Origin of the sequence: Acetobacter okinawensis (assembly GCF_002153655.1) — a bacterium.
Taxonomy (GTDB): domain Bacteria; phylum Pseudomonadota; class Alphaproteobacteria; order Acetobacterales; family Acetobacteraceae; genus Acetobacter; species Acetobacter okinawensis_A.
In genome coordinates this window covers 56,244-80,038 of the sequence record NZ_JOPJ01000003.1, presented here as the reverse complement: position 1 = coordinate 80,038, position 23,795 = coordinate 56,244, and the positions used below count along the sequence as shown (strand labels likewise).

Here is a 23,795-nt window from a genome sequence, read left to right as displayed (position 1 = left end):
AGACCTGTGCAGGGCAGGGTATTCGGGCGTTTTGCGCGCTCTGCCGGGCAGAGCGGCTGGAGTTTTGTGGAAAGGGAGTGCCGTGCGTCGGATCTGTGTGTTCTGTGGGTCAAGTCCGGGGCGGGGGAGTGCTTACCTGCATGCGGCCGAGCAGCTTGGCCAGCTTATGGCCAAGCGGGGTATAGGGCTGGTTTATGGCGGTGCCTCGGTCGGGCTTATGGGGGCGGTGGCCAATGCTGTTCTGGCTGCTGGCGGGCAGGTTACGGGTGTTATCCCACAGGCACTGGTGGCGCGCGAGGTCGCACATAACGGGCTGGAAGACCTGCGTATTGTTGGCTCCATGCATGAGCGCAAGGCGCTTATGGCGGACCTGTCCGATGCTTTTGTGGCGCTACCCGGCGGTATTGGCACGCTTGAGGAACTGTTTGAGGTCTGGACATGGACCCAGCTTGGCAACCACGCCAAACCGTGCGGGGTGCTGAATGTGAACGGTTTTTACAGCACATTGGGTCTGTTTTTGGACCATGTGGTGGAGGAGGGTTTTCTCAAACCGGTGCACAGGAGCATGTTGCAGGTGGCCAGTACACCCGCCACCCTGCTGGACGGGCTGGCCACGTGGCACCCCCCGCAGGACACAAAGTGGATTACGCAGAGTGAACGCTAGATTTGTTGCAGTAATGCATCGGATTGATGGGTATTTATGGTAATAATCTGATGTAAAACGGATTTTTCTTTCATAATATCTTAACGGAACTTTTGTTAAAAAAAGCTTTATCCTGCGCCAATCTTTTTCTGCGCAGGGTGCTTTTATGTCAGATACAATGCTGAGTCCTCCGGTTGGAGGACGTCCGAATATGCGTAAAGGGGAGCATCAGGCTTTCCGCATGTTCTTTTTGGGAGTGATTGCAGCAGCTCTGGCGTTTGTTGGTTACAGCGTGCTGGCAGACCTGCACGCTGTTGGCACCAGTGGCATAGCAACCGGGGCCTTCGCCCTGCTGGCGCTGGCGTTGCTTATTGCTCTGGGCTTTGAATTCGTAAACGGCTTTCATGACACCGCCAACGCGGTCGCAACCGTTATCTATACCAACAGCCTGCCCCCACTGGTGGCGGTGGTCTGGTCTGGTATGTGGAACCTGCTTGGGGTTCTGACCTCCTCCGGCGCTGTGGCGTATAGTGTTGTTACGCTGCTGCCGGTGGAACTTATCCTTCAGGTTGGCAGTGGTGCTGGCCATGCCATGATCTTTGCCCTGCTGCTGTCCGCCATTGTGTGGAACCTGGCAACATGGGCGCTGGGTATTCCCAACAGTTCGTCCCACGCGCTGGTTGGCTCCATTCTGGGTGTGGGGTTTGCAAACCAGCTTATGTCTCCTTCGGGGAGCGCGCTGTATGGCGTGGACTGGACGCAGGTTAAAAAGGTTTTCTCCGCCCTGCTGTTCAGCCCCCTGTGTGGCTTTATCCTTGCTGCGGGCCTGTTTATGGTCCTGCGCGTTGTGGTACGCAACGCCGCCCTCTACCGCGCACCAGAGGGTGATGCCCCTCCTCCGCTGTGGATCCGCAGCCTGCTGATTGGCACCTGCACGGGTGTGTCCTTCTTCCACGGCAGCAACGACGGGCAGAAGGGCATGGGCCTGATCATGCTGATCCTGATCGGCGCCGCCCCGACCGCCTACGCCCTGAACCGCGCCATGCCAGACAGCATGATGCCCGGCTTTGTGGAAACCGCACAGCAGGCCTCCCATGTGTTTGAGAGCCATGCCCAGCCCATGCTCCAGCAGCCTACGGCGGAACAGGCCCGCGCTCAGGTGACCGATGCGCTGCGCGTCAAATCCGTTGACCGCCCGGAAGTGTATGGTGCCCTGTCCGTTCTGTCTGCTGACATTGCGCAGGCTGTGGGGGGTTACCACTCCTTGCATGAAATTCCTGCAGCAACCGTGCCTAACGTGCGTACCGACATGTATCTGGTGGCGGAAGCCATTCACAACATGGGCAAATCCGCGACCTTCACCAAAGCGGAAGATGGCCAGCTTGCCCAGTTTATGAAGCAGCTTAACGCAGGCACGCGCTTTATTCCCGTGTGGGTTAAAATTGCCGTCGCACTGGCTCTGGGCCTTGGCACCATGGTGGGCTGGAAGCGTATTGTTGTGACCGTGGGCGAAAAAATCGGCAAAAGCCACCTGACCTATGCTCAGGGTGCTTCGGCTGAGTTTGTCGCCATGGGCACCATTGGTCTGGCCGAAGGGTATGGCCTGCCGGTTTCCACCACGCATATCCTCTCCAGCGGTGTTGCTGGCACCATGGCCGCCGGTGGCGGCGGGTTGCAGTGGGGCACACTGCGCGCCATGGGCATGGCATGGATTACCACCCTGCCTGCCGCCATGCTGATTAGCGGCGTGCTGTATGTGGTGTTCCGCCACATTTTCTAAAACATCTGCTCTGGTGTGGGGAACACCCCATGCCAGAGCCTCTTTCTCTTCCAAACTGCGAAGGCAAGATCATGTCTGATGCCAATGCGACGAGCCTGACAGCCGCCGAGCGTGAACGCGAGCGGATGCGGCAGGAAATTATTGACGATCTGGATGAAGAGATCGAACTCGAATTGCAAGAGGAGGGGTTGGGCGGTGAATCTTCACCATCCGATCGCAGCTTCCGCCATACCTATTTTAGCGAACTGGTGCGCCTGCAAGGCGAGCTGGTGCGTTTGCAGGACTGGGTAAAAGCCACCGGCCACCGGCTGGTTGTGCTGTTTGAAGGGCGCGATGCCGCAGGCAAGGGCGGCGCGATCAAGCGCATTACCCAGCGCCTTAACCCGCGTATCTGCCGCGTGGCGGCACTGCCAGCCCCGACTGACCGCGAAAAAACACAGTGGTACTTCCAGCGCTATGTCGCCCAGCTTCCCGCTGCGGGCGAGATCGTTCTGTTTGACCGGAGCTGGTACAACCGTGCCGGTGTGGAACGGGTCATGGGGTTCTGCTCCGATGAGGAGTATGAAGAATTCTTCCGTTCCGTGCCTGAGTTCGAGCGCATGCTGGTGCGTAGCGGTATTCAGGTTGTCAAATACTGGTTCTCCATCACTGATGATGAGCAGGAAGCCCGCTTCCGTGCCCGGATTGAAGACCCGCTCAAGCAGTGGAAGCTCAGCCCGATGGACCTGGAGAGCCGCCGCCGCTGGGAACTTTACACCAAGGCGAAGGAAACCATGCTGGAGCGTTCCAGTATTCCTGAAGTGCCGTGGTGGGTTGTGCAGGCTGTGGACAAAAAGCGGGCACGGCTGAACTGCATCAGCCATCTGCTTGCACAGGTGCCTTACCAGCCCGTGGAACACCCCGAGGTGGCTCTGCCCCCGCGTGTGTACCACCCGGACTATGAGCGCCAGTCCACGCCAGAGAACATGATTGTTCCTGAAATATACTAAATCTGTTTAAAAAACAGATCAGGTGTTCTTTAAGTCCTCCCCGTCCTGCGGGGAGGATTTTTTTTGAAAACAGCGCTCAACAGCGTCTATCAGGGCGCGCCCGCTGGCCTCGTCGCGCGAGGGGGCGCAAAAGTCCGGCCCCAGTGTTATGCGGTAGCGCATGGGCAGGGGTGGACGCCGCAAAAACGGCCACCCCTGCGACAGATAGGGGGATTGTGTTTCTATCAGCACAACCTGCACATCAGCACGCATACGCTGGGCTATGGCGGCAAAACCGGGCTGTATTGGCCCTGCCTGCGCCCCTGCGCGTGAGCGTGTTCCTTCGGGGAACAGCAGAAGCTGGCAGTCCTCCCGCAAGGACTGGGAGGCAGGGCCAATAATCTTGAGCAGGCTGTCATGTCGCACATAGCCTGCGGTGCGTAATGTGCTGCCCAGCACCCCGCGTTCCCAGATGGACGCCTTGGTAACGCACACCATGTGGGGCAGGGCGGAGGCCAGAATAAGGCAGTCCAGCCGGGAGGGATGGTTGGCAACCAGCACAAGGTTCCGGCGCTGGGCAATGGTGGTAAGAGCCGCCATGTCGCAGTCCAGTATGCCAGCCCGGTGCAGGTAGCCTACGGCCAGTCTGGCCATGGTGCACAGCCAGCGCCGGGCCATGCGCCTGCGCCGTGGCCCTTCTGGCATGCTCAGGCGCAGCACGCAGGTGCCCGCGTCCAGCGCTGCAAAAACGCCGCCTGTCACCAGCAGGGAAGTATAAAAACGCACGGGAGCGCTTATGGATTGAAGCAACGGCATGGCGGCACGCAACAGACCTGCTGGAACACAGAACGGGTGGTCAGGGTATAAACGCCCGTCAGGGGCTGGGTTTGTCGCCCGCCATGATCTGGCGCAGGCTGGCTGTCATTGTGGGCTGGTCGGCGTTGGCGGCTATGGTGCCACGGTAGCGGGTCTGCGGGTCCATGACCACAAACTGCGGGGACATGCGCATGGCGTAGTCCCACTCAGGGTCGGTCATTTTTTCCACCGGCGCATGGTATTCTTTTGCAAGGTCGGCCAGTGCAAAGGGGGCCGCCGTGCCAGCGACCACACGGGGGCTTATCTGCTCGCCATACTGGCGCAAGCGCTCGGCGTCATCACGATCAGGGTCGAGGCTTACAAAAATAATGACCATTTTGCGCTTGCCCGGGTCAACCTCGTCCATGGCGGCGGACATGGTGCGCAGGGCGGGTGCGCAGGCATCATCCCCGCAATGGGTGGCGCCGAACAGCACCAGCATCCACTGGCCAGCAAAGCTCTTGTCCGTCATGGTGCCGGTGGTGGCATCCATCAGGCGGAAGGACCCGCCAACGGGGTTACCGTAGGAGTTCAGGCTGATGCTGTGTTTGAGCGCCAGATTGGTGGCTACAAAGCTACCAGCCCCGGCAAGGGCCAGAATGCCAGCGCCAATCAGAACGGCGCGCTTTCCTGCTGGTGTCATGGGTTAATGTGCCTCCGCCCAAGTCTGGGCTATACCTGTTTCGACCACCAGCGGCACGCTGAGCTGCGCTGCCGCCTCCATAATGCTTTTTGCTTTTTCCGCCACGGCCTGAGCCTGTGCGTCGTCCACCTCAAACAGCAGTTCGTCATGGACTTGCAAAAGCATGCGCGCACTGTCCAGCCCTGCGGCGGCAAGGGCTGCGGGCAGGCGCACCATGGCGCGTTTAATAATATCCGCAGCTCCGCCCTGTAAGGGGGCGTTAATGGCCTGCCGCTCCGCATACTGGCGGCGCACGGCACTTTTTTCGTGAATGCCGGGTACGTAGCAGCGCCTGCCAAAGGGGGTCAGGACATAGCCATTGGCGCGTGCTTCCGCCTTGATCCGCTCCATATAATCGCGGATGCCGGGGTAGCGGGCAAAATATGCATCAATGTAGCTTTTGGCCTCCCCTGCGGGAATGCCAAGCTGCTTGCCCAGCCCAAAGGCGGAAATACCGTAGATAATGCCAAAATTAATGGCCTTGGCGCGGCGGCGGGTCAGGGCGTCCATGCCCTCAAGCGGGATGTTGAACACCTCGGAGGCCGTGCGGGCGTGAATGTCCTGCCCCAGTTCAAACGCCTCACGCAGGGTCGGGATGTTGGCTACATCGGCCAGCAGCCGCAATTCAATCTGCGAATAGTCGGCCGAAATGAGCTTGCGCCCCGCAGGGGCCACAAAAGCCTGACGGATGCGCGTCCCTTCCTCCGTGCGGACCGGAATGTTCTGCAGGTTCGGGTCGGAGGAGGACAGGCGGCCCGTGGTGGTGATGGCCATCTGGAATGATGTATGGACCCTGCTTTCCTTGCTGGTCTGCTTGAGCAGGGCATCGGTGTAGGTGGACTTGAGCTTGGCAAGCTGGCGCCATTCCAGCACACGCACCGGCAGGTCGTGCCCCTGATCGGCCAGGTCCTGCAACACGGAGGAATCCGTGCTCCATGCGCCTGCCTTGCCGCGCTTACCGCCTTTGAGCCCCATCTCATCAAACAGGATTTCGCCCAGCTGACGGGGGGAGGCAATGTTGAACTCCCGGCCCGCAGCAGCATAAATGCCCTGTTCCATGTTTTTCATGCGGGTTTCAAAATCGGTGGACAGGCGGGTCAGCTCCGCGCGGTCCACGGCAATGCCGCATTTTTCCATGGCAGCGAGCACCTGCACCAGCGGGCGCTCCATCTGCTCGTACAGGGTCAGTGCGTGGTTTGTGCGCAAGGTGGGGTGCAGCACATGCCACAGGCGCAGGGTGACGTCCGCATCCTCGGCGGCGTAGGTGGTGGCTTTTTCTACGGGGACCTGAGCAAAGGGTATGCGGTTGCGGCCTGTGCCAGTCATGGCGTCGTAGGGTATGGGCGTGTGGTTGAGGTGCAGGGCCGAAAGCTCGTCCATACCCTGCCCATGCAGCCCGGCTGACTGGCTGTAGGAGATCAGCATCGTGTCATCCACCGGGCCGATGCTGGCGTGGTCTATGCCCGCATGGTCAAGCACCAGCAGGTCGAACTTGGCGTTCTGGAAGACCTTGAGAACGCTGTCATCCTCCAGCAGGGGGCGCAGCAGGTCCAGTGCCCGGTCAGGGGCAAGCTGTTCGCCGGTCGGGGCCTCCAGCGTACCCTCGTGCTGTAGGGGGACATAGCAGGCCTTGCCGGGGGCGGTGGCAAGGGAGAACCCCAGCATGGTTGCGGACAGTGGGTCCAGCCCGTCTGTTTCCGTATCCACGGCGCATAGTCCGGCTTCCTGTGCGGCGCTGACCCATTTTTGCAGGGCTTCAGCCGTGCGTACGGTCTCGTACTCCGTATAGGGTGCGCTCAGCAGGTCGGCAGGGCCGGTGGAAGGGGCTGGGGCTGCCTGTGCGGGGGTATCCTGCCCGTTTGCGCTGGCATGGGCGGAGGCACGGGCTGCGCGGTGCGCGTGTGCGCCAGAGGTGCTGCCCATACCCATGCGCGTCAGCACGGAGCGGAAGCCCATGCTGTCCAGCCAGTCAGCCAGTACCAGCTTGTCCGGCTCCCGCGTACTCAGGTCGGCTACCGGCACGGGCAGGGGCACATCCGTTGCCAGCGTAACCAACTGGAGCGAGAGGCGGGCCGCCTGCGCGTGTTCGATCAGCATGTCCCGCTTTTTGGATTTTTTCATCTCCGGGGCGGCGCTGAGCACGTCTTCCAGCGTGCCGAATTCGTTAATCAGGGCTGAGGCGGTTTTGGGGCCAATGCCGGGTACACCGGGGACGTTATCCGTCGGGTCGCCCATAAGGGCCTGCACATCCACCACTTTTTCGGGCGGCACACCAAACTTGGCTTCCACTTCCGCCGGGCCGATGGGGGTCTGCTTGATGGGGTCGAGCATGCACACGCCCTGACCTACAAGCTGCATCAGGTCCTTGTCGGAGGAGATGATGGTGCATGTCCCCCCCATCTTGCGCACGGCAACTGCGTAAGAGGCAATCAGGTCGTCTGCCTCCCAGCCCGGTAGCTCTATGCCCGGGACGTTAAAAGCCTGCGTGGCGTCGCGGATCAGGCCGAACTGGGGACGCAGGTCCTCGGGTGGTTCGGGGCGGTGGGCCTTGTACTGGGGGTAAATATCGGAGCGGAAGGTCTGGCGGCTGGCATCAAACAGCACGGCCAGATGCGTACCCACATGGTCGCGCAGCAGGCGGGCGAGCATGTTGGTAAAGCCATACACCGCATTGACCGGCACCCCTTCGGGGCTGGTCATGGGGGGGAGGGCATGAAAAGCGCGGAAAATAAAGCCGCTGCCATCCACAAGAACCAGATGCGGTGTGTCTGTCATGGCTGGGGGAACCGTGTGCAAGAAAGGGCGGACAGGAAAGCAAACATGGTTTTGGGATATGCCGCTTGGGGCGCGCTGTCCAGCATGTCTGCCGTGGTGGCGGGTTTTACATAAAAACACCCCGGCCTGGGGCCGGGGTGCGTACAGGGTGGTCTGGGGGGGCGGGGCTTACGCCACCGTGCGGATCCAGTCATGCGGGTCGGCTGTGCGGCCGAACTGGATGTCGCACAGGGTCTGGCGCAGCTTGGCGGTAACGTCCCCCACCGTGTTGTTGTTGATGGTGCAGCTATCGGTCTTGCTTTTGAACGCACCAATGGGGGAGACAACGGCAGCCGTGCCGCAGGCAAACACCTCACGCAGCTTACCCGATTTGGCATCGGCAAAAAGCTGGTCGAGCGCGTAGCGCTCTTCTTTTACGGGCATCCCCGCATCGCGCGCCAGAGTCAGCAGGCTGTCACGCGTAATGCCGTGCAGAATGGTGCCACCCGCCAGAGGGGGGGTGAGCAGGGTGCCATCTTCAAACACCATCATCACGTTCATGCCGCCCATTTCTTCAAGCCAGCGGCGTTCTTCTGCGTCAAGGAACAGCACCTGCTGGCAGCCGTGCTCCTTGCCTTCCATCTGTGCGGTCAGGCTGGCGGCGTAGTTGCCCCCACATTTGGCTGTGCCAGTCCCCCCGCGGGAGGCGCGCACGGTATCTGTTTCCACCCACACGGAAACGGGGCCTGCATCCTTGGAGAAATATTCCCCCGCAGCACAGGCAATGACAATGAACTTGAACTCGGAGGCAGGCTTGACCCCAAGGGCTGCTTCCGTCGCGATCATGAACGGGCGGATGTAGAGCGTGCCCACCTCGGGTGCGGGCACCCAGTCGCGGTCGATTGTGACCAGTTGGGTCACGGCTTCCAAGAACAGGTCTTCGGGCAGTTGCGCCATGGCCATGCGCTCGGCGGATTTTTGGAACCGGCGGGCATTGGCTTCGGGGCGGAAGAGCTGCACAGCCCCGTTGGGGGTGCGGTAGGCCTTCATGCCTTCAAAAATTTCCTGCGCGTAGTGCAGCACGGAGGCCGCAGGGTCGAGCATGAGCGGCTGACGGGGCAGAATTTCAGCCGAGTGCCAGCCCCGGCCTTCGGTGTAGGTGACAACGGCCATATGATCGGTAAACGCGCGGCCAAAGCCGGGGTTGGCTACCAGGCTTTCGCGCTCGGCGGCAGGGGTGCCATCCGTTTTGCGGGTGATCTTGAAGGCGATGTTGTCAGATACGGTGGTCATGGTGCTCTCGCGTCTTCCGCGGCGCTGGTATGGGGACCAGAGGCCTGGTTGCTCCGATATACGGTTTTGTTCTGTTGTTTCAGGCGCGCGGCAACGCAGCCTGCCGGTCGCCCGGTCGGGCTCTTTCCTATCATGTCCGCCGTGTCTGTGCCAGATAGGTGCAAACGTGTGCGCATGTGGTGCGTTCGTGTGTGTTGTGCGGCTGTGGCAGGGCTTGGCGGCTGTGCCGTGCTGGTCTGGTTTTTTGCAAGGTGGTGTTCCAATGCCCCATTCCTCCATACGGCAGGGTTACGCAGCGCTGCCTGCGCGTTTTTATTCCCGCACACAGCCCACACAGGTGGCTGCCCCCCGGCTGATTGTGCTGAACAGGCCGCTGGCTGACGCACTGGGACTGGACGCAGCGTGGCTGGCTGGCCCGCAGGGGCTGGCCATGCTGGCAGGCAACCAGATGCCACAGGGCATGGACCCGCTGGCCACCGTGTATGCGGGGCACCAGTTTGGCCATTTCTCCCCCCAGTTGGGGGATGGCCGCGCCCTGCTTTTGGGGGATGTGACTGACCGGCAGGGTCTTGTGCATGAAATCCAGCTCAAAGGGGCGGGCCCTACGCCGTATTCACGCAGGGGGGATGGGCGGGCAGCCCTTGGCCCCGTCCTGCGTGAATACCTGCTGAGCGAGAGCATGGCAGCCCTTGGTCTTCCCACCACCCGCGCTCTGGCCGCGGTGGAGACGGGGGAGCATGTTTACCGTGAAACACCATTGCCCGGCGCCATAGTGGCCCGCGTTGCCCGCAGCCATGTGCGGGTTGGCACATTCCAGTTTTTTGCCGCAACGCAGGACGAGGCAGGCCTGCGCGCTCTGGCTGATTTTACCATTGCCCGGCTCTACCCGCAGGCCGCACAGGCCGAGCGACCCTATGTGGCGCTCCTTCAGGCGGTTGTGGCAGCGCAGGCTGCGCTGGTGGCACAATGGATGCTGGTTGGCTTTATCCATGGCGTGATGAATACGGACAACATGGCCATCTCGGGCGAGACCATAGACTACGGCCCCTGCGCCTTTATGGATGTGTATAACCCCGCCACCGTGTTCAGCTTTATTGATAAGCGCGGCCGCTATGCCTACACCAACCAGCCCACCATGGCGTTATGGAACCTGACCCGTTTTGCCGAGGCCCTGCTGCCTTTGCTGGCGGAGGAGGACACACAGGCCATAGAGCTTGCCCAGCAGGCTCTGGCCGAGTTCCATCCGCGTTTTCATGCGGTCTATTTTGCGGGCATGCGGGCCAAGCTGGGGCTTGTGGGCGAACAGGACGAGGATGAAGCCCTGTTCAAAACCCTGCTGGACCAGATGGCCGATCACGGGGCGGACATGACCAACAGCTTCCGCGCGTTCAGCCACGCCGGGGTGCTGTCGGGGCAGCAGGCTCCTGCGGGTCTGCCTGCCGGTATGGCAGCGGGGCTGGCCCCATGGCTGGAGGCATGGCGGGCGCGTGTGGCCAGCGCCGGTGGTGCGGACTGGGCGGCCCGTGCGCAGGGCATGCGGCAGGTCAACCCGTGCTATATTCCGCGCAACCACAAGGTGGAGGCCATGATAAAGGCCGCCGTGCAGGAGCGGGACTACACAATGTTCCATGAGATGCTGCACCTGCTGGCCACCCCCTATGTGGAGCAGCCGGGCATGGAGCGGTACGCCACTCCCCCGCGTGCGGAGGAAGTTGTCCCCTACACCTATTGCGGCACGTAAGGGCGGCTTACACCACACCCGTGGTGCTGATGAAGCGTTGCCCGTTGGCCCCCTCATCCACCCGTGCTGCAATACGGTAGACGGTGCGCAGGTGCTCCGGGGTCAGCACATGTGCAGGCTCCCCGCTGGCCAGAATACGCCCGCCGTGCAAAAGGCAGGCCAGATCGCACTGGTTGAGCGCCATGTTCAGGTCATGCAGCACCATAATGGTGACCAGCCCGCGCTGTGCCGTCTCGCGCCGGAGCAGGGCCATGATGGTCTGCTGGTAGTAAGGGTCAAGCGCGCTGAGTGGCTCGTCCAGCAGCAGGGCGCGCGGTTTGCGGCCAAGGGCCTGCGCAAGCCCCGCAAGCTGGCGTTGCCCGCCAGAGAGTTCATGCAGGCTCCGTGTGGCAAGGTGGGCAATGCCTACGTCGTGCAGGCAGGCCATCGCGGCGTCTATGTCTTTGGTTGTGTCCGCACCATTTTGCCGACCCGTGGCGTGGCGTGCGGCCAGCATGGCGTCCAGCACGCTCAGGCGCACGGGTTCGGGCAGGGCCTGCGGCAGGTATAGGCAGTGCTGCGTGCGCTGGGCCAATGGCAGCGGGGTCAGGTCCACCCCGTCCAGCAGAACGGTGCCGGTCGCGCGGAGCAGCCCGCCCATGGCGCGCAGCAGGGTGGACTTGCCGCTGCCATTGGGGCCAAGCACGGCGCTTACAGCTCCGTGGGGGAATGGCCCTGCATCCACATGCTCCAGCACCGGCCTGCGGCCATAACGCACCCCCAGCGCGCGGACGTGTAGCCCCTGTGGCGGGGTATGGGTCATGGCGTATCTCCCCCGCGGCGCAGAACAATGGCCAGAAAGAACGGTATGCCCACCAGTGCCGTGACAATGCCGGTCGGCACCACCACCCCCGGCACCAGAAGCCGCGCCACAAGGGCGGAGAGGGAGAGAATAAACGCCCCGCTCAGCATGCTGGCAGGCAGGTAAAAGCGGTGGTCCTCCCCCACCATGCGGCGGGCAATATGGGGGGCTACCAGCCCGATAAAGCCAATAACGCCAACAAAGGCGACCGCTAACGCGCATAACAGGCTTATGCGTAGCAGGCACATGCGGCGCAGGTGCTGCACGTCCACCCCAAGGCTTGCGGCTCTGTCCTCGCCCATGCGCAGTGTGGTCAGCGGCCATGCCGCGCGCATGGAAAACGGAAAAACACACCCCAGTGTTCCTGCCAGCAGGGCCAGTGTGCCCCATGTGGCGCGTGTCAGGCTGCCAAGGGTCCAGAACACCAGATTTTGCAGTGCGTCCTCGCTCGCCACAAACTGCATGAGTGCCACCAGCGCCTGAAACGAAAATACAAGTGCAACGCCGCACAGAATGACCGTACCTGTCCCGCCCCGGCGCAGCCGCACCAGTATGTCCAGCAGCCAGACGGAAAGTGCCGAGCAGACAAACGCGCTCCCTGCTGTCAGCCACATGTCGGGCACGTGGCTGATGTGCCAGCCCAGAACAATGGCAAGCGATGCGCCAAATGCCCCCGCGGCAGACAGGCCCAGCGTAAACGGGCTGGCCAGCGGGTTGGCCAGAATGGTCTGCATTTCCGCCCCGGCCAGCCCCAGTGCGGCACCTACACACGCAGCCATAAGCGCATAGGGCAGGCGGATCTGCCATACGATCAGGCGGGTCTGCTCCTCCACCCCGGAGGGGGCGAGTATGGCGTGCAGCAGCGTGGCGGGGGAGAGTGCGGCAGGCCCCACCGCGCAATCCACCAGCACGGACAAGGCCAGTGCCGCCACAAGCCCTGCCAGCACAAGGCTGTGGCGGCGCATGGTGGTGCGGTAGGTCTGTACAATTGTGGCGTTGGGGTGGTGCTGCATGGGCGCACACTATCCCGCGCTATATAGCGCAGGGCAAGGGGGCTTGGTCCCCGCCGGGCCAAAATGCTGCGGTGTTCCCCCTGTGGCTCTCCCGGCTTGACGCAGGGTGCGTGAGCGGGCTTTGTACGCGCACCCATCCACCCTAGCAACGTGAGTGAGACAGACGGGCTTTGGCACAGACAGTTCCAGCACAGGGCGGGGCCGAACCCGGCTTTGCCCCCACCCACGGCACCACCCTTGCTTTTACCGTGGACGCGCAGCAGGCGGGCGAGCGGGTAGACAGGTTCCTGTCCACCTGCCCCGGAGCGCCCTCGCGCTCACGCATCAAGGGGTTGATCGAGGGCGGGCATCTGCTGTGCAATGGTGTGGTGCTGCGTGAGCCCGCCATGCCGGTCAAACCCGGTATGGTGGTGGTGCTGGACCTCCCTGCCGCAGCCCCGGCTACCCCGCAGGGCGAGTCCATGGAGTTTGCCATCCTGTATGAGGATGACGACCTGATCGTGCTGGACAAGCCAGCCGGTCTGGTGGTCCACCCCGCACCGGGGAACGAGACCGGCACGCTGGTCAACGGACTGATCGCCCATTGCGGGGACAGCCTGCAGGGCATTGGGGGCGAGCGCCGCCCCGGCATTGTGCACCGGCTGGATAAGGATACATCGGGCGTGATGGTGGTGGCCAAGACGGAAAAGGCGCATCTCGCCCTCTCCGAGGATTTTGCCGCCCGCCGTATAGACCGTGCCTATCTGGCGTTCTGCTGGGGTGTGCCTACCCCGGCAGAAGGGGATTTTGAAGGCGCGATAGGCCGTGACAAGCGTGACCGCAAACGCATGGCGCTGGTGACGCATGGTGGCAAATGGGCGCTAACCCATTACCGCACGCTCAAGGTGTTCAGCGCATCGGCAGCACTCGTGGCCTGCAAGCTGGCTACCGGGCGCACGCACCAGATCCGGGTGCATTTTTCGGCCAATGCTCACCCGCTCATGGGGGACCCGCTTTACCTGCGGCGCGTGCCTGCGGCGGCCCGTGGCCTGTCCCCTGCGGCACGGGGGGCGGGGCTGGACTTCCCCCGTCAGGCACTCCATGCGGCGCGGCTGGGCTTTACCCACCCCAGAACAGGGGAAAAACTGCTGTTTGAAACCCCAATGCCGCCCGACATGCACGAACTCGAACAAAGCCTGAGCGACTCGTAACCGGGCGGGACTGACCCCGAGTCCCGTTTAAAGAGGACCGCACAGGTCCACTAACTGTGGCGGTTTTGCTACCATGCGTAGCTGTTTTCTTGACAGGGTGTATTTTTCGGGCGCACCCTCTTGCTCCATACCGCTTTGTGTACCGTACGGCGGGAAGGGGCCTTGGGTGTCTGTTGCTCATGCAGAGGGCAGGTGCTGGGGCTGCCACTATTTTCCATCGGGTACTGGAACTTGCCGCTACTTATTGGGTGCGCCTGTTGACGGGACAGGAACCAAACGCACCCGTGGGAGTTTCCAGCTCAGGAAGGAGTACTCAAATCATGGCCTCCGTCATTGATGTTGGGCCTGAAGGCAATCTTTCAAGGTACCTTCAGGAAATTCGTAAATACCCCCTGCTTACGCCGGAAGAGGAACTCTCCCTCTCGCGCAAATGGCGCGACAAGGGGGACGTCAAGGCCGCCCACCGGCTGGTCACCTCCCATCTGCGGCTGGTTGCCAAGATTGCCATGGGGTACCGGGGCTACGGCCTGCCAATTAACGAACTGATCAGCGAAGGCAACGTGGGTATGATGCAGGCCGTGCGCCGCTTCGACCCCGAAAAAGGCTTCCGTCTGGCAACCTATGCCATGTGGTGGATCCGTGCGGCCATTCAGGAATACATCCTGCATAGCTGGTCGCTGGTCAAAATGGGGACTACCGCCGCCCAGAAAAAGCTGTTCTTCAACCTGCGCCGCCTCAAGGGCCAGATGCAGGCGATTGATGATGGCGATCTCAAACCCGAACAGGTCAACAAGATCGCCACAACCCTTGGTGTGTCCGAGCAGGATGTGGTGGACATGAACCGCCGCATGGCTGCCCCCGACCATAGCCTGAACGCGCCGCTCAAGGCTGATCAGGAGAGCGAGTGGCAGGACCGTCTGGTGGACGATCAGGTCAATCAGGAAGAAGTTTACGCCGAGAACGAGGAAATGTCGGGCCGCAAAGCCCTGCTGACCACAGCGCTTGAGACGCTGAATGAGCGTGAACGCCGTATTTTTTCCGAACGCAGGCTCAAAGATGACCCGGCAACGCTGGAAGAGCTGGCCCACGACTACGGCATATCCCGCGAGCGGGTACGCCAGATTGAAGTGCGGGCGTTTGAAAAAGTGCAGGAAGCGATGAAGAAGGAAGTCGCGGCCCGCCGTAGCGCTACATCGGGGGACTAAGTTCCCCCTGGTGTGGGCTGCAAGGGGCAGCGGTTGCGTGCTGTAACGGCTATCCGGTGGTGATAAAACCGATGTGCCGGTGCATGCAGCACTTCGCCCACAGGGTTGTGGGGTCAGGCGTGGGCGACGTCCTGCACAAAAAACGTGGCGTCCGTGCGCCCGTTCCAGCTTTCCGCCCGCAGGTACCCCGCCAGATGGAGGGAAGGGCGCGTTGCGTCCTCCAGCACCTGTGCCAGAGGGTTCCCTTCCGCTTTGAATAAAAGAGCTTTGAGCCTGCTGCCATTGCTGGCGCGGATCAGCACCCGCAGGGTGTTGCCATCACGCCCGATGCGGTCTGTGCGTACAATAGTGGCATTGGGCAGGGCAAGCAGCGGTTCGGGGTTGCCCGCGCCAAAGGGTGCAAGGGCGGCCATATCCCCCGCCAGTTCCGCCGTAGCGCCACTGACTGCCACAACCGCATCTATGGTCAGGTCCACGGTAGGGGGCAACGCGGCAGCCTGTGGCAGGCGGGTGTTGAGAAAGGTGTGGAACTCGGCCAGCCTGCCCGCATCCAGCGAGAACCCGGCCGCCATGGCGTGCCCGCCCCCGGTCTTGAGCATACCTGCCTGACGTGCGGCAATAATGACGGTGCCAAGGTCCAGCCCGGGTACCGAGCGACCGGAGCCTTTTATGCTGCCGTCCTCCTGCTGTGCGCCAACAAGAGCGGGGCGGTTAAAGCGTTCTTTTATGCGCCCGGCCACAATGCCGACAACACCGGGGTGCCAGTCCTGCCCGGCCAGCAGAATAACGCCGTGGCCAGCGTCCCTCTGTTCTGCGGCCTGCTCCATGGCGCGGTTCAGAATATCGGCTTCCACGTCCTGCCTGCGGCGGTTGACCGCATCCAGCCGCTCAGCCATCTGCTTTGCGTCATGCACATCGGGGCAGCGGAGCAGGCGTAGGCCAAGGGCTGCTTCGGCTATGCGGCCACCGGCGTTGATGCGTGGCCCCAGTGCAAACCCGCACGAAAACGCATCCGGCGCCTTGCTCACCCCTGCAACTTCCAGCAGGGCGGCAATGCCCACGCGCTGGCGCGCCGCCATGATTTTAAGCCCCTCAGCCACAAACAGGCGGTTGACCCCCTGTAAGGGCATGACGTCACACACCGTGGCCAGTGCTACAAGGTCCAGCAGTGGGCGCAGGTCGGGCTGGGGGTGTTCGGCGGTAAAAAAGCCGTTCTGGCGCAAGGTGCGTCTGGTAGCCACAGTTGCCAGAAAGCTCAGTGCCGCAGCGCAGATATGCCCAAGCCCGGAGGTACAGTCCACCCGGTTGGGGTTTACGGTTGCCAGAATGTCGGGCAGCGCATCCTCGGACTTATGGTGGTCGAGCACCACCACATCGGCCTTGCCTGCCAACTGGTTGAGAATGGGGGCGGATGCCGTGCCACAGTCCACGCAGACCAGCAGTGTGGCCCCTTGTGCCACCAGAGCCTCGAGTGCGGGCAGGTTGGGGCCGTAGCCCTCGGTCATGCGGTCGGGAATATGGGTTAGAACAGAACAGCCGAGCTGCTCAAAAAAAGCGGCCAGCACGGCACTGGCGCAGGCCCCGTCCACGTCATAGTCACCAAAAACACCTATGGTCTCCCCCGCCTGTACGGCCTGCGCCATGCGGGCCGCAGCCTTGTCCATATCGGTCAGGCAGGAGGGGTCGGGCATAAGCGCGCGGAGCGATGGCGCCAGAAAGTGGGGAGCATGCTCGGGGCTGACCCCGCGCATGGCCAGCAGACGGCCCACAATTTCGGGTATGCCAAGCTGCTGGGCCAGTGCGGCCCCCAGCCGGTTGGTCGCGGGGTTGTCTGCTCCCTCCCGCCATGACCAGCGCCGCCCGTTTACGCTGTGCTCCACATTGAGCACAGCGGGTGTTGGGACGGGGCTGGGTGTTTGCGCATCGGGCGGTGTGGCGGTGGGGAGCATGGGGTTAAAAAACGCCTGTTATTGGGGCGTCCATGTTTTGGTTTTGAAGTTGTGGTGCCCCTCGATAAAGCGGGAGGTCCCGGATTTGGAGCGCATGACCAGCGAGTGCGTGACGGCCTGATGCGGGTACTGCCGCACGCCGCGCAGTAGCGCACCTGTGGTTACGCCTGTTGCGGAGAACAGCACGGAGCCTGCGGCCATGTCGTGCAGGTCCAGCTTGCGGTCGGGGTTTTTGCCGGGGTTCATCTTCTGTGCGCGCGCACGCTGTGCGTCGTCCTCGAACAGCAGGCGGCCCTGCATCTGGCCTTCTACGCAGCGTACGGCAGCAGCCGTCAGCACCCCTTCAGGCGCGCCGCCGGAGCCTACGTAAATATCAACCTGACTGCTGTCCAGGCAGGCGGCAATGCCGCCGGCTACGTCACCATCGCTCAGCAGGCGTACGCGCGCACCTGCGGCGCGGGCGCGGGCGATCATTTCCTCGTGCCGTTCGCGGTCGAGTGTGCAGAGCAGGAGGTCCTGCACGCTTTTGCCACGGGCCTTGGCAAGGTTCTTCAGGTTGGTTTCAATTGTGTTTTCAAGGTCCACAACGCCTGCGGGCAGGTTGGGGCCAACCACGATCTTGTCCATGTACACGTCCGGTGCGTGCAAAAAATTGCCGCGCTCAGCCAGTGCCACCACGGTAATGGCGTTTGGCATGTCCTTGGCGCACAGGTTTGTGCCTTCAAGCGGGTCCACGGCAATGTCCATGGCGGGGCCGCCGGAGCCCACTTTTTCACCAATATAGAGCATGGGCGCTTCGTCCATTTCGCCCTCACCAATGACCACGGTGCCGTCAATGGCCACGGTGTCAAAGGCAATGCGCATGGCTTCCACCGCAGCGCCATCTGCATCGTTCTTGCGGCCACGGCCCGTCCAGCGGGCAGAGGCAAGGGCCGCTGCTTCGGTTACGCGTACCAGCTCAAGAGCCAGATTGCGGTCGGAAACAACAAAAGGGGAGGGGCCAATGGAATCAGACATGAGAAAGCGGGATCCTTAATTGCACAATCGGTCAGAGGGTGGAGCGGGGCTGGCCAAGGGGTCTCAGGCAGCCTCGATCCGGATCACGACTGTGGAGTCTGTCACAACACTCAGGGCGTCAATCCGGGTGATAGCGTCCTGCATGGCCGCCTCGGATGTCCGATGTGTGACCAGAACAAGGGGAACATAAGGCGTGCTGTCATTTTCCGCCGGATGCTGGAGCATGCTGCGTAGCGAGACACCACAGTCACGCAATATGGCGGTAATGTCGGCAATAACGCCGGGGCGGTCCTCCACCATCAGGCGCAGGTAGAATGCCCCTTCACCACTGGAGATGGGGCAGGCCCGCAGCGGGGGCTGGCTGCTGCTCTGCACGCCCCATACGGCAATGGTGTTGCCACGCGCAATATCCACCAGATCCGCCGTGACCGCACTGGCCGTGGGGCCTGCACCGGCTCCGCGTCCCTCGATCATGATCCGGCCGACAAATTCGCCTTCCGCCACCACGGCGTTGAACACGCCATCCACCTGCGCAAGGGGGGCATGCTGGGGTACAAGGCAGGGGGTTACGCGGGCATGCAGCCCGGCGTCAGTCATGCTGGCAAGGCCGAGCAGTTTGATGCGGTAGCCAAGAGCGCGGGCAAAGCTCTGGTCCACAGCGCCAATGCTGCGGATGCCTTCCACATGCACGCTGTCAAACGCCACGGGCTGGCCAAAGGCAAGACCTGCCAGAATGGTCAGCTTGTGGGCGGCGTCCAGCCCGTCCACATCGGTGGAGGGGTCGGCCTCTGCATAGCCAAGGTCCTGCGCGTCCTTGAGCACGGTTGCAAAGTCCTTGCCCGTCTCGCGCATGACGGTGAGGATGTAGTTGCAGGTGCCGTTGAGAATACCGCCAACGCGCAGCAGACGGTCTGCCGCCAGCCCTTCTCGCACGGTTTTAATGGCGGGAATGCCGCCAGCAACCGCTGCTTCAAACAGCAGGGGGGCGTTGTTGTCCGCACTCAGGCGGGCAAGGGTGGAACCATGCAGGGCCAACAGCGCCTTGTTGGCCGTAACCACCGGCTTGCCTGCGGCAAGGGCGGCTTCCACCAGTGCGCGGGCCGTGCCTTCTGCCCCGCCAATCAGCTCCACCACCACGTCCACGTCCGGGTCGTTTACCAGATCGGTTGCGTTGTCGTACCAGCGCAGGGCGGACACATCCACCCCACGGTCGCGCGTGCGCTCACGCGCGCTGACGGCCACAACCTCCAAAGGACGGCCAGCGCGTGCGCTCAGCAGGTCCGCATTGGCGCGCAACAGTGTAATAACGCCCGCGCCAACCGTGCCGAGCCCGGCAATGCCAAGACGAAGAGGAGAAGAAGAGGGAGAGGATGTCACGGTACAACAGACTCCGGTTTTTGGGCTGGGTTGGAAGAGGGAGGGGCTTTGACGCCGTGGGCCGCCATAAAGCCCTTGATCGAACGCAGGGCCTGACGCAGGCGGTGAGTGTTCTCCACCAGCCCGATGCGGACGTGGTCATCGCCGTATTCACCAAAGCCAAGGCCCGGAGCCACGGCAACGCCTGCCTCCTCAAGCAGGAGTTTGGAGAAGGCAACACTCCCCATCTCGCGGAAGTGTTCGGGAATGGGCGCCCATGCAAACATGGACCCTTCGGGGGAGGGAACATCCCACCCGGCCGAATGCAGGCCCTTTATCAGCACGTCGCGGCGCTCCTTGTACAGGTTGCGCAGGTCGGCCACGCAGTCCTGCGGCCCGTTCAGTGCCGTGACCGCCGCAACCTGAATGGGGGTGAACGCCCCGTAATCCAGATAGGATTTGATGCGCGTCAGGGCAGAAATCAGCCGTTCATTACCTGCGGCAAAGCCCACGCGCCAGCCTGCCATGGAGTAGGTCTTGGAGAGTGAGGTAAATTCCACCGCAATGTCACGCGCGCCGGGTACGGCCAGAATGGATGGGGGCACCAGATCGCCAAAATAGATTTCCGCGTAAGCCAGATCAGACAGAATCCAGATTTCCTCACGCCGGGCAAAGGCGACCAGCTCCTTGTAAAAATCCAGATCAGCCAGATACGACGTGGGGTTGGACGGAAAGTTGACAATCAGCGCCGTGGGCTTGGGCACGGAGTGGCGGACAGCGCGTTCGAGTGCGCGCAGCATGTCCTCGTTCGGGGTGGCGGGGATGGAGCGCACGGACGCCCCGGCAATAATAAACCCGAACTGGTGAATGGGGTAGGACGGGTTAGGCACCAGAATGGTGTCCCCCGGGCTGGTAATGGCGGAGGCCAGATTGGCCAGCCCTTCCTTGGAGCCAAGGGTCACAATCACTTCGCTGTCGGGGTTGAGCTTTACGTTAAAGCGCCGGTCATAATACCCCGCCACGGCCTTGCGCAGGCCGGGAATACCCCGGCTGACCGAATAGCGGTGCGAGCGCGGGTCGTTTACCGTTTCAATCAGCTTGTTGACGATGTGGGGCGGGGTGGGGGTGTCCGGGTTGCCCATGCCAAGGTCAATAATATCCTCGCCCCGTGCGCGCGCTGCTGCCTTGGCCTGATTGACAGAGGCAAACACGTAAGGCGGCAGGCGGCGGATGCGATGGAACTCTTCGGTCATGGACTTTGGGTGCTCTGAAAGGACAGGGGGCATGGCCCCTGTTGGATGGTAGGGAGAGGGCATAGTAATCGCCAAAACGGAACAGGCAACTCCTGTGGATGCAAAACCGCCGTGCGGGTGTGTTTTTACCGTCCGCTGGCAGGCCGCTGCCGGGTGGTGGTGGGGTGTTTTATGGGGGTGTCAGCACTTTTGCCCCGGTTCCAAACGCATCTCCGCGCACGGTTATGGCGCTGGGGGGAACACCTCGTTTGGCAAGTTCCGTGGCAAGGCGGTTGGCGCGCAGCAGGCCAAGGCGCACGGCATCGGCCTGATCCTGAGCGCTCATGGAGGCGGCATCGCCAAACCCGCGAATGCTCAGCGGGCCGTGAGGGCTTTTCTGTATCACCTTGTCCAGCGTCTGCTCCTGCCCGCTGGAGAGCTGGTCGGACTGGGGCAGGAAGTGGAAGGCCGTACCCCGGATATCTGTCAGGTCATAGTTGGGGCGTTTGGCGTCGGGGATGTTGGCATCCGTTGGGACGTCAAAACCGGGGAAGGTGGGCGCCGTAGGCGGGCTTTGCGGTATTTGTGGAATCTGGTCGGGGCGCAGGTCGGGAATGTCTGCTTTTTCATGCACCTCGGGCATGGCCACCTCGGCTTGTGCTTGCGTTTTTGCCGTGGTGGCGCTGCTCAGCCCGGTTATGCCCGGAAGGCTCGGCTTTGGCAGCTTTGGCGGTGTGGGCAGCGCCGTGGGGGCCGGTGGGGGTGGTGTGTCCGCCGCATCCATGATTGCGCCGTTCACCCCTTCAGGCAGGGTCGGCTGGGTGGTTTTTTGGCCAGTGCCAGTGCCAGTGCCAGTGCCAGTGCCAGTGCCAGTGCCAGTGCCAGTCGGGCCGGGTGGGGGCGGAATATCAGGAATGATCGTGCCGTTGGCGGCTACGGTCCGGTAGGCAAGGTTGCGCTCGCGGGCCAGTTGCTCGCTCAGCAGCACGCGGGCCTGCGGGGAGGGTAAGTCGGGGGCTTGTGTGGGGGTCAGGCCCACTATGGGGTAGGGGTCATACTGCCCCGGTGGTGGTGGGCGCTGTGTGGCAATAACCCCGCCACGCAGGGTGCGCGTCCACTCCAGCGTTGCGTCCACTGCATCGCGGTGTTCGCAGCCTGTTATGGCGCTGCCGCAGGCCATAAGAGCGACCACGCGGGCAGCCTGCGTAAAGCGGGCGTGCCGGGGGGTATGGGTCCGGCCTGTCGGCTTACGCTCCAAGGGGGGCTGCTGCATGGCGAGGTGACTGCTCCAAAACCTGATACAATTTGCACCCTACCTTACCCTTTTCCCTCCTCCGTGGCGAGAGAGCGCATGATTGCCCCTTGGCAGGCACGTTCGGGCAGCGCAGGATAAGGACATGAACACTGATACGGAACAATGTGCGGAGACAGCAATGACGGGCCTCTTCTCCCGTAACGCCATCAGGCTGGACGATGAACCGGAAACCCCCGAAACCCCGGAAAAAGAGGAAGGCAAAGCCTCTGGTGCCCCGCAGGGTGAGCTTGAGCACAAGCTGTTCAAGCAGCGGAAGGTGCTTATTTTTGGTGGCATAAACGACAAGGTCGCGCGTGACGTAACCGGCCGCCTGCTGGCTCTGGCCGGTGAGTCCGACAAGCCGATTGATGTGTACGTCAACTCCCCCGGCGGGCATGTGGAAAGTGGCGACACAATCCATGACATGATCCGCTTTGTCGATTCGGTTGCTCCGGTCAACATGATCGGCACGGGTTGGGTGGCATCTGCTGGTGCGCTTATTTTTGCCGCCGGTCACAAGGACCGTCGATTCTGCCTGCCCAACACGCGCTTCCTGCTCCACCAGCCCATGGGCGGTGTGCGCGGCCCCGCGACTGATATTGATATCGAAGCGCGTGAAATTATTAAAATGCGTGAACGCCTGAACCACCTGTTCGCGCGAGAAACCGGACAGGCCTACGAAAAAATCGTCAAGGACACGGACCGTAACTACTGGATGTCCGCAAAAGAGGCGATTGATTACGGTTTAGTGACCAAGATCATTTCTAAGCTGGGTGATCTGCACTAACACGGGGGCATCGCCGCCATTCTTCATTGGGGAGTGGCGGCATGTTTCAGGTTTATTGGACCTTCCGGCGTTCCAGCCACTCAGGGCCGGTTGCACAAAGGGGAGGTCCCCAGATAACGGGTTCCTCACATGGGTTCTCTGAGCGATATTTATTCCCGTCTGCCCGAAAGCATGGACGACCTTCCGGCTCCGCCCAATGCAGAGGCTGTGGTTGAGGCGGATTTTCGTGCACGCCACTGGCTGAGCCCCGTCCGTGGGCCGCTCAAGCCCGGGTCGGACGCACACAAGCGTGCACTGGCGGAAATGTTCCGCGATACGTTTAATCCCTACAAGCCATCCGTCATCGACTGGCCCAAACTGGACCCCGAGACCCTGCACCGCGTGACCTCCCTGCCGATCTGGGACATTGCCGTGCAGACCGAGGGCAAGGCCCGCCTGCGCATGGCCGCCTATGCCAATCTGGTCACGGACCCCGATGTCAAGGACGCCATCTCGCGCAATGCGTGGGAAGAAAACCGGCACAAGGAAGTGCTGTCCAAGATGGTGGCGGCCTACAACATTCCCATGGCCCCCGAGCCCCCGTATGTTGAGCCAAAAGACGTTGAGTGGGCGTATCTGGTCACCGGGTTTTCGGAATGTGTGGACAGTTTTTTTGCTTTTGGCATGTTCGAACTGGCCAAGCGTTCGGGCTACTTCCCCGAAGCGCTGACAGACACGTTCGAGCCGATCATGCAGGAAGAATGCCGCCACATCCTGCTGTTTGCCAACTGGCTGGCATGGTACCGCGCGGTCATGCCGTGGTGGCGCCGCCCGTTCTTTGAGGCCAAGGTATGGGCTGTCTGGGGCTTTTTGGCCTACGAACGCATGAGCCTTGCCCGCACGGTGGATGACAGCGGGCAGGTCCACACGCAGGATAACAACTTTACCGTGACCGGCACCAAGGAAGTGACCAACATCCAGATCACCCTGCCCGAGTTCATGGACCTGTGCCTGGAAGAGGACGACCGGCGTTTTGCCGGGTATGACCCCCGTCTGCTCCGTCCGACCACAACCCCCGCCATTGCCCGCGTTATCCGCGATGTGGGGCGTGCGTGGGAGTTTGCTTCTGGCATTTTCAAAGCCAATGCCAAAAAGGCTGCCTGAGTTTTTTGGCAGTTGTGCATGCGCTGGCAGCCTGCCCCGATCTGGGGCAGGC

General features: G+C 62.1%; 19 protein-coding genes. 8 read left to right on the top strand and 11 right to left on the bottom strand.

What is annotated here, in order from left to right:
- The first annotated feature begins 82 nt into the window (after positions 1-82).
- The 3 genes from HK26_RS02080 (at position 83) to ppk2 (ending at position 3,412) form a co-directional block, all read left to right on the top strand.
- Entirely contained in the window at positions 83-664 is a 582-nt protein-coding gene (locus HK26_RS02080; protein WP_086638271.1) for an LOG family protein, read from the top strand.
- 145 nt (positions 665-809) lie between these two features.
- Positions 810-2,423: an inorganic phosphate transporter gene (locus HK26_RS02075; RefSeq protein ID WP_086638270.1), complete on the top strand. Its 1,614-nt coding sequence runs from the start codon at positions 810-812 to the stop codon at positions 2,421-2,423.
- A gap of 71 nt (positions 2,424-2,494) precedes the next feature.
- A complete protein-coding gene (gene ppk2, locus HK26_RS02070; RefSeq protein WP_086638269.1) occupies positions 2,495-3,412 on the top strand; it encodes a polyphosphate kinase 2 in 918 nt (305 codons plus the stop codon).
- 18 nt (positions 3,413-3,430) lie between these two features.
- Here ppk2 and HK26_RS02065 read toward each other — a convergent pair whose 3' ends face one another.
- From HK26_RS02065 to HK26_RS02050, 4 genes are all read right to left on the bottom strand, one after another.
- Positions 3,431-4,207, bottom strand: coding sequence for a lysophospholipid acyltransferase family protein (locus HK26_RS02065; RefSeq protein WP_086638268.1), 777 nt, complete (start codon positions 4,205-4,207; stop codon positions 3,431-3,433).
- Positions 4,208-4,265: 58 nt separating this feature from the next.
- Positions 4,266-4,889 (bottom strand): SCO family protein, encoded by a 624-nt coding sequence (locus HK26_RS02060; RefSeq protein ID WP_086638267.1) that lies wholly within the window; start codon positions 4,887-4,889, stop codon positions 4,266-4,268.
- A 3-nt stretch (positions 4,890-4,892) separates the two neighbouring features.
- The gene (gene polA, locus HK26_RS02055) at positions 4,893-7,703 is read right to left on the bottom strand and encodes a DNA polymerase I (RefSeq protein ID WP_086638266.1); all 2,811 of its coding nucleotides are present in this window, start codon (positions 7,701-7,703) and stop codon (positions 4,893-4,895) included.
- A 168-nt stretch (positions 7,704-7,871) separates the two neighbouring features.
- Positions 7,872-8,975, bottom strand: a complete 1,104-nt coding sequence (locus HK26_RS02050) for a branched-chain amino acid aminotransferase (RefSeq protein WP_086638265.1) — start codon at positions 8,973-8,975, stop codon at positions 7,872-7,874.
- 262 nt (positions 8,976-9,237) lie between these two features.
- On the opposite strand from HK26_RS02050, the gene HK26_RS02045 reads away from it, so the two are divergent.
- On the top strand, positions 9,238-10,716 hold the full coding sequence (locus HK26_RS02045; RefSeq protein ID WP_086638264.1) for a protein adenylyltransferase SelO: 1,479 nt from the start codon (positions 9,238-9,240) through the stop codon (positions 10,714-10,716).
- A gap of 7 nt (positions 10,717-10,723) precedes the next feature.
- Here the strand turns inward: HK26_RS02045 and HK26_RS02040 are convergent, their stop codons facing one another.
- Positions 10,724-11,518: an ABC transporter ATP-binding protein gene (locus tag HK26_RS02040; protein WP_086638263.1), complete on the bottom strand. Its 795-nt coding sequence runs from the start codon at positions 11,516-11,518 to the stop codon at positions 10,724-10,726.
- The gene (locus HK26_RS02035) at positions 11,515-12,570 is read right to left on the bottom strand and encodes a FecCD family ABC transporter permease (RefSeq protein ID WP_086638262.1); all 1,056 of its coding nucleotides are present in this window, start codon (positions 12,568-12,570) and stop codon (positions 11,515-11,517) included. Before HK26_RS02035 ends, HK26_RS02040 begins: the two co-directional genes overlap by 4 nt.
- Positions 12,571-12,818: 248 nt before the next feature.
- Between HK26_RS02035 and HK26_RS02030 the strand changes: the two genes are divergently transcribed.
- Both HK26_RS02030 and rpoH read left to right on the top strand, forming a co-directional pair.
- Positions 12,819-13,760, top strand: a complete 942-nt coding sequence (locus tag HK26_RS02030; RefSeq protein WP_257640820.1) for an RluA family pseudouridine synthase — start codon at positions 12,819-12,821, stop codon at positions 13,758-13,760.
- Positions 13,761-14,080: 320 nt separating this feature from the next.
- On the top strand, positions 14,081-14,965 hold the full coding sequence (gene rpoH / locus HK26_RS02025) for an RNA polymerase sigma factor RpoH (RefSeq protein WP_086638260.1): 885 nt from the start codon (positions 14,081-14,083) through the stop codon (positions 14,963-14,965).
- Between the two features lie 113 nt (positions 14,966-15,078).
- Here the strand turns inward: rpoH and recJ are convergent, their stop codons facing one another.
- The 5 genes from recJ to HK26_RS13395 form a co-directional block, all read right to left on the bottom strand.
- On the bottom strand, positions 15,079-16,914 hold the full coding sequence (gene recJ, locus HK26_RS02020; RefSeq protein WP_086638259.1) for a single-stranded-DNA-specific exonuclease RecJ: 1,836 nt from the start codon (positions 16,912-16,914) through the stop codon (positions 15,079-15,081).
- 18 nt (positions 16,915-16,932) lie between these two features.
- Positions 16,933-17,931 carry a class II fructose-bisphosphatase gene (gene glpX, locus HK26_RS02015; RefSeq protein WP_025828071.1) on the bottom strand — a complete coding sequence of 333 codons (999 nt, stop codon included), beginning with the start codon at positions 17,929-17,931 and terminating at the stop codon, positions 16,933-16,935.
- 63 nt (positions 17,932-17,994) lie between these two features.
- Positions 17,995-19,308, bottom strand: coding sequence for a homoserine dehydrogenase (locus tag HK26_RS02010; protein ID WP_086638258.1), 1,314 nt, complete (start codon positions 19,306-19,308; stop codon positions 17,995-17,997).
- Complete coding sequence (locus tag HK26_RS02005) at positions 19,305-20,540, bottom strand: LL-diaminopimelate aminotransferase (protein WP_086638297.1); 1,236 nt, start codon at positions 20,538-20,540, stop codon at positions 19,305-19,307. Before HK26_RS02005 ends, HK26_RS02010 begins: the two co-directional genes overlap by 4 nt.
- 169 nt (positions 20,541-20,709) lie before the next feature.
- Positions 20,710-21,792, bottom strand: a complete 1,083-nt coding sequence (locus HK26_RS13395; protein WP_257640817.1) for an OmpA family protein — start codon at positions 21,790-21,792, stop codon at positions 20,710-20,712.
- A gap of 124 nt (positions 21,793-21,916) precedes the next feature.
- Here HK26_RS13395 and HK26_RS01995 point away from each other — a divergent pair, with 124 nt between their 5' ends.
- Both HK26_RS01995 and HK26_RS01990 read left to right on the top strand, forming a co-directional pair.
- Positions 21,917-22,600, top strand: coding sequence for an ATP-dependent Clp protease proteolytic subunit (locus HK26_RS01995; protein WP_180539269.1), 684 nt, complete (start codon positions 21,917-21,919; stop codon positions 22,598-22,600).
- 129 nt (positions 22,601-22,729) lie between these two features.
- On the top strand, positions 22,730-23,743 hold the full coding sequence (locus tag HK26_RS01990) for a ferritin family protein (RefSeq protein WP_025828075.1): 1,014 nt from the start codon (positions 22,730-22,732) through the stop codon (positions 23,741-23,743).
- Positions 23,744-23,795: the final 52 nt, after the last annotated feature.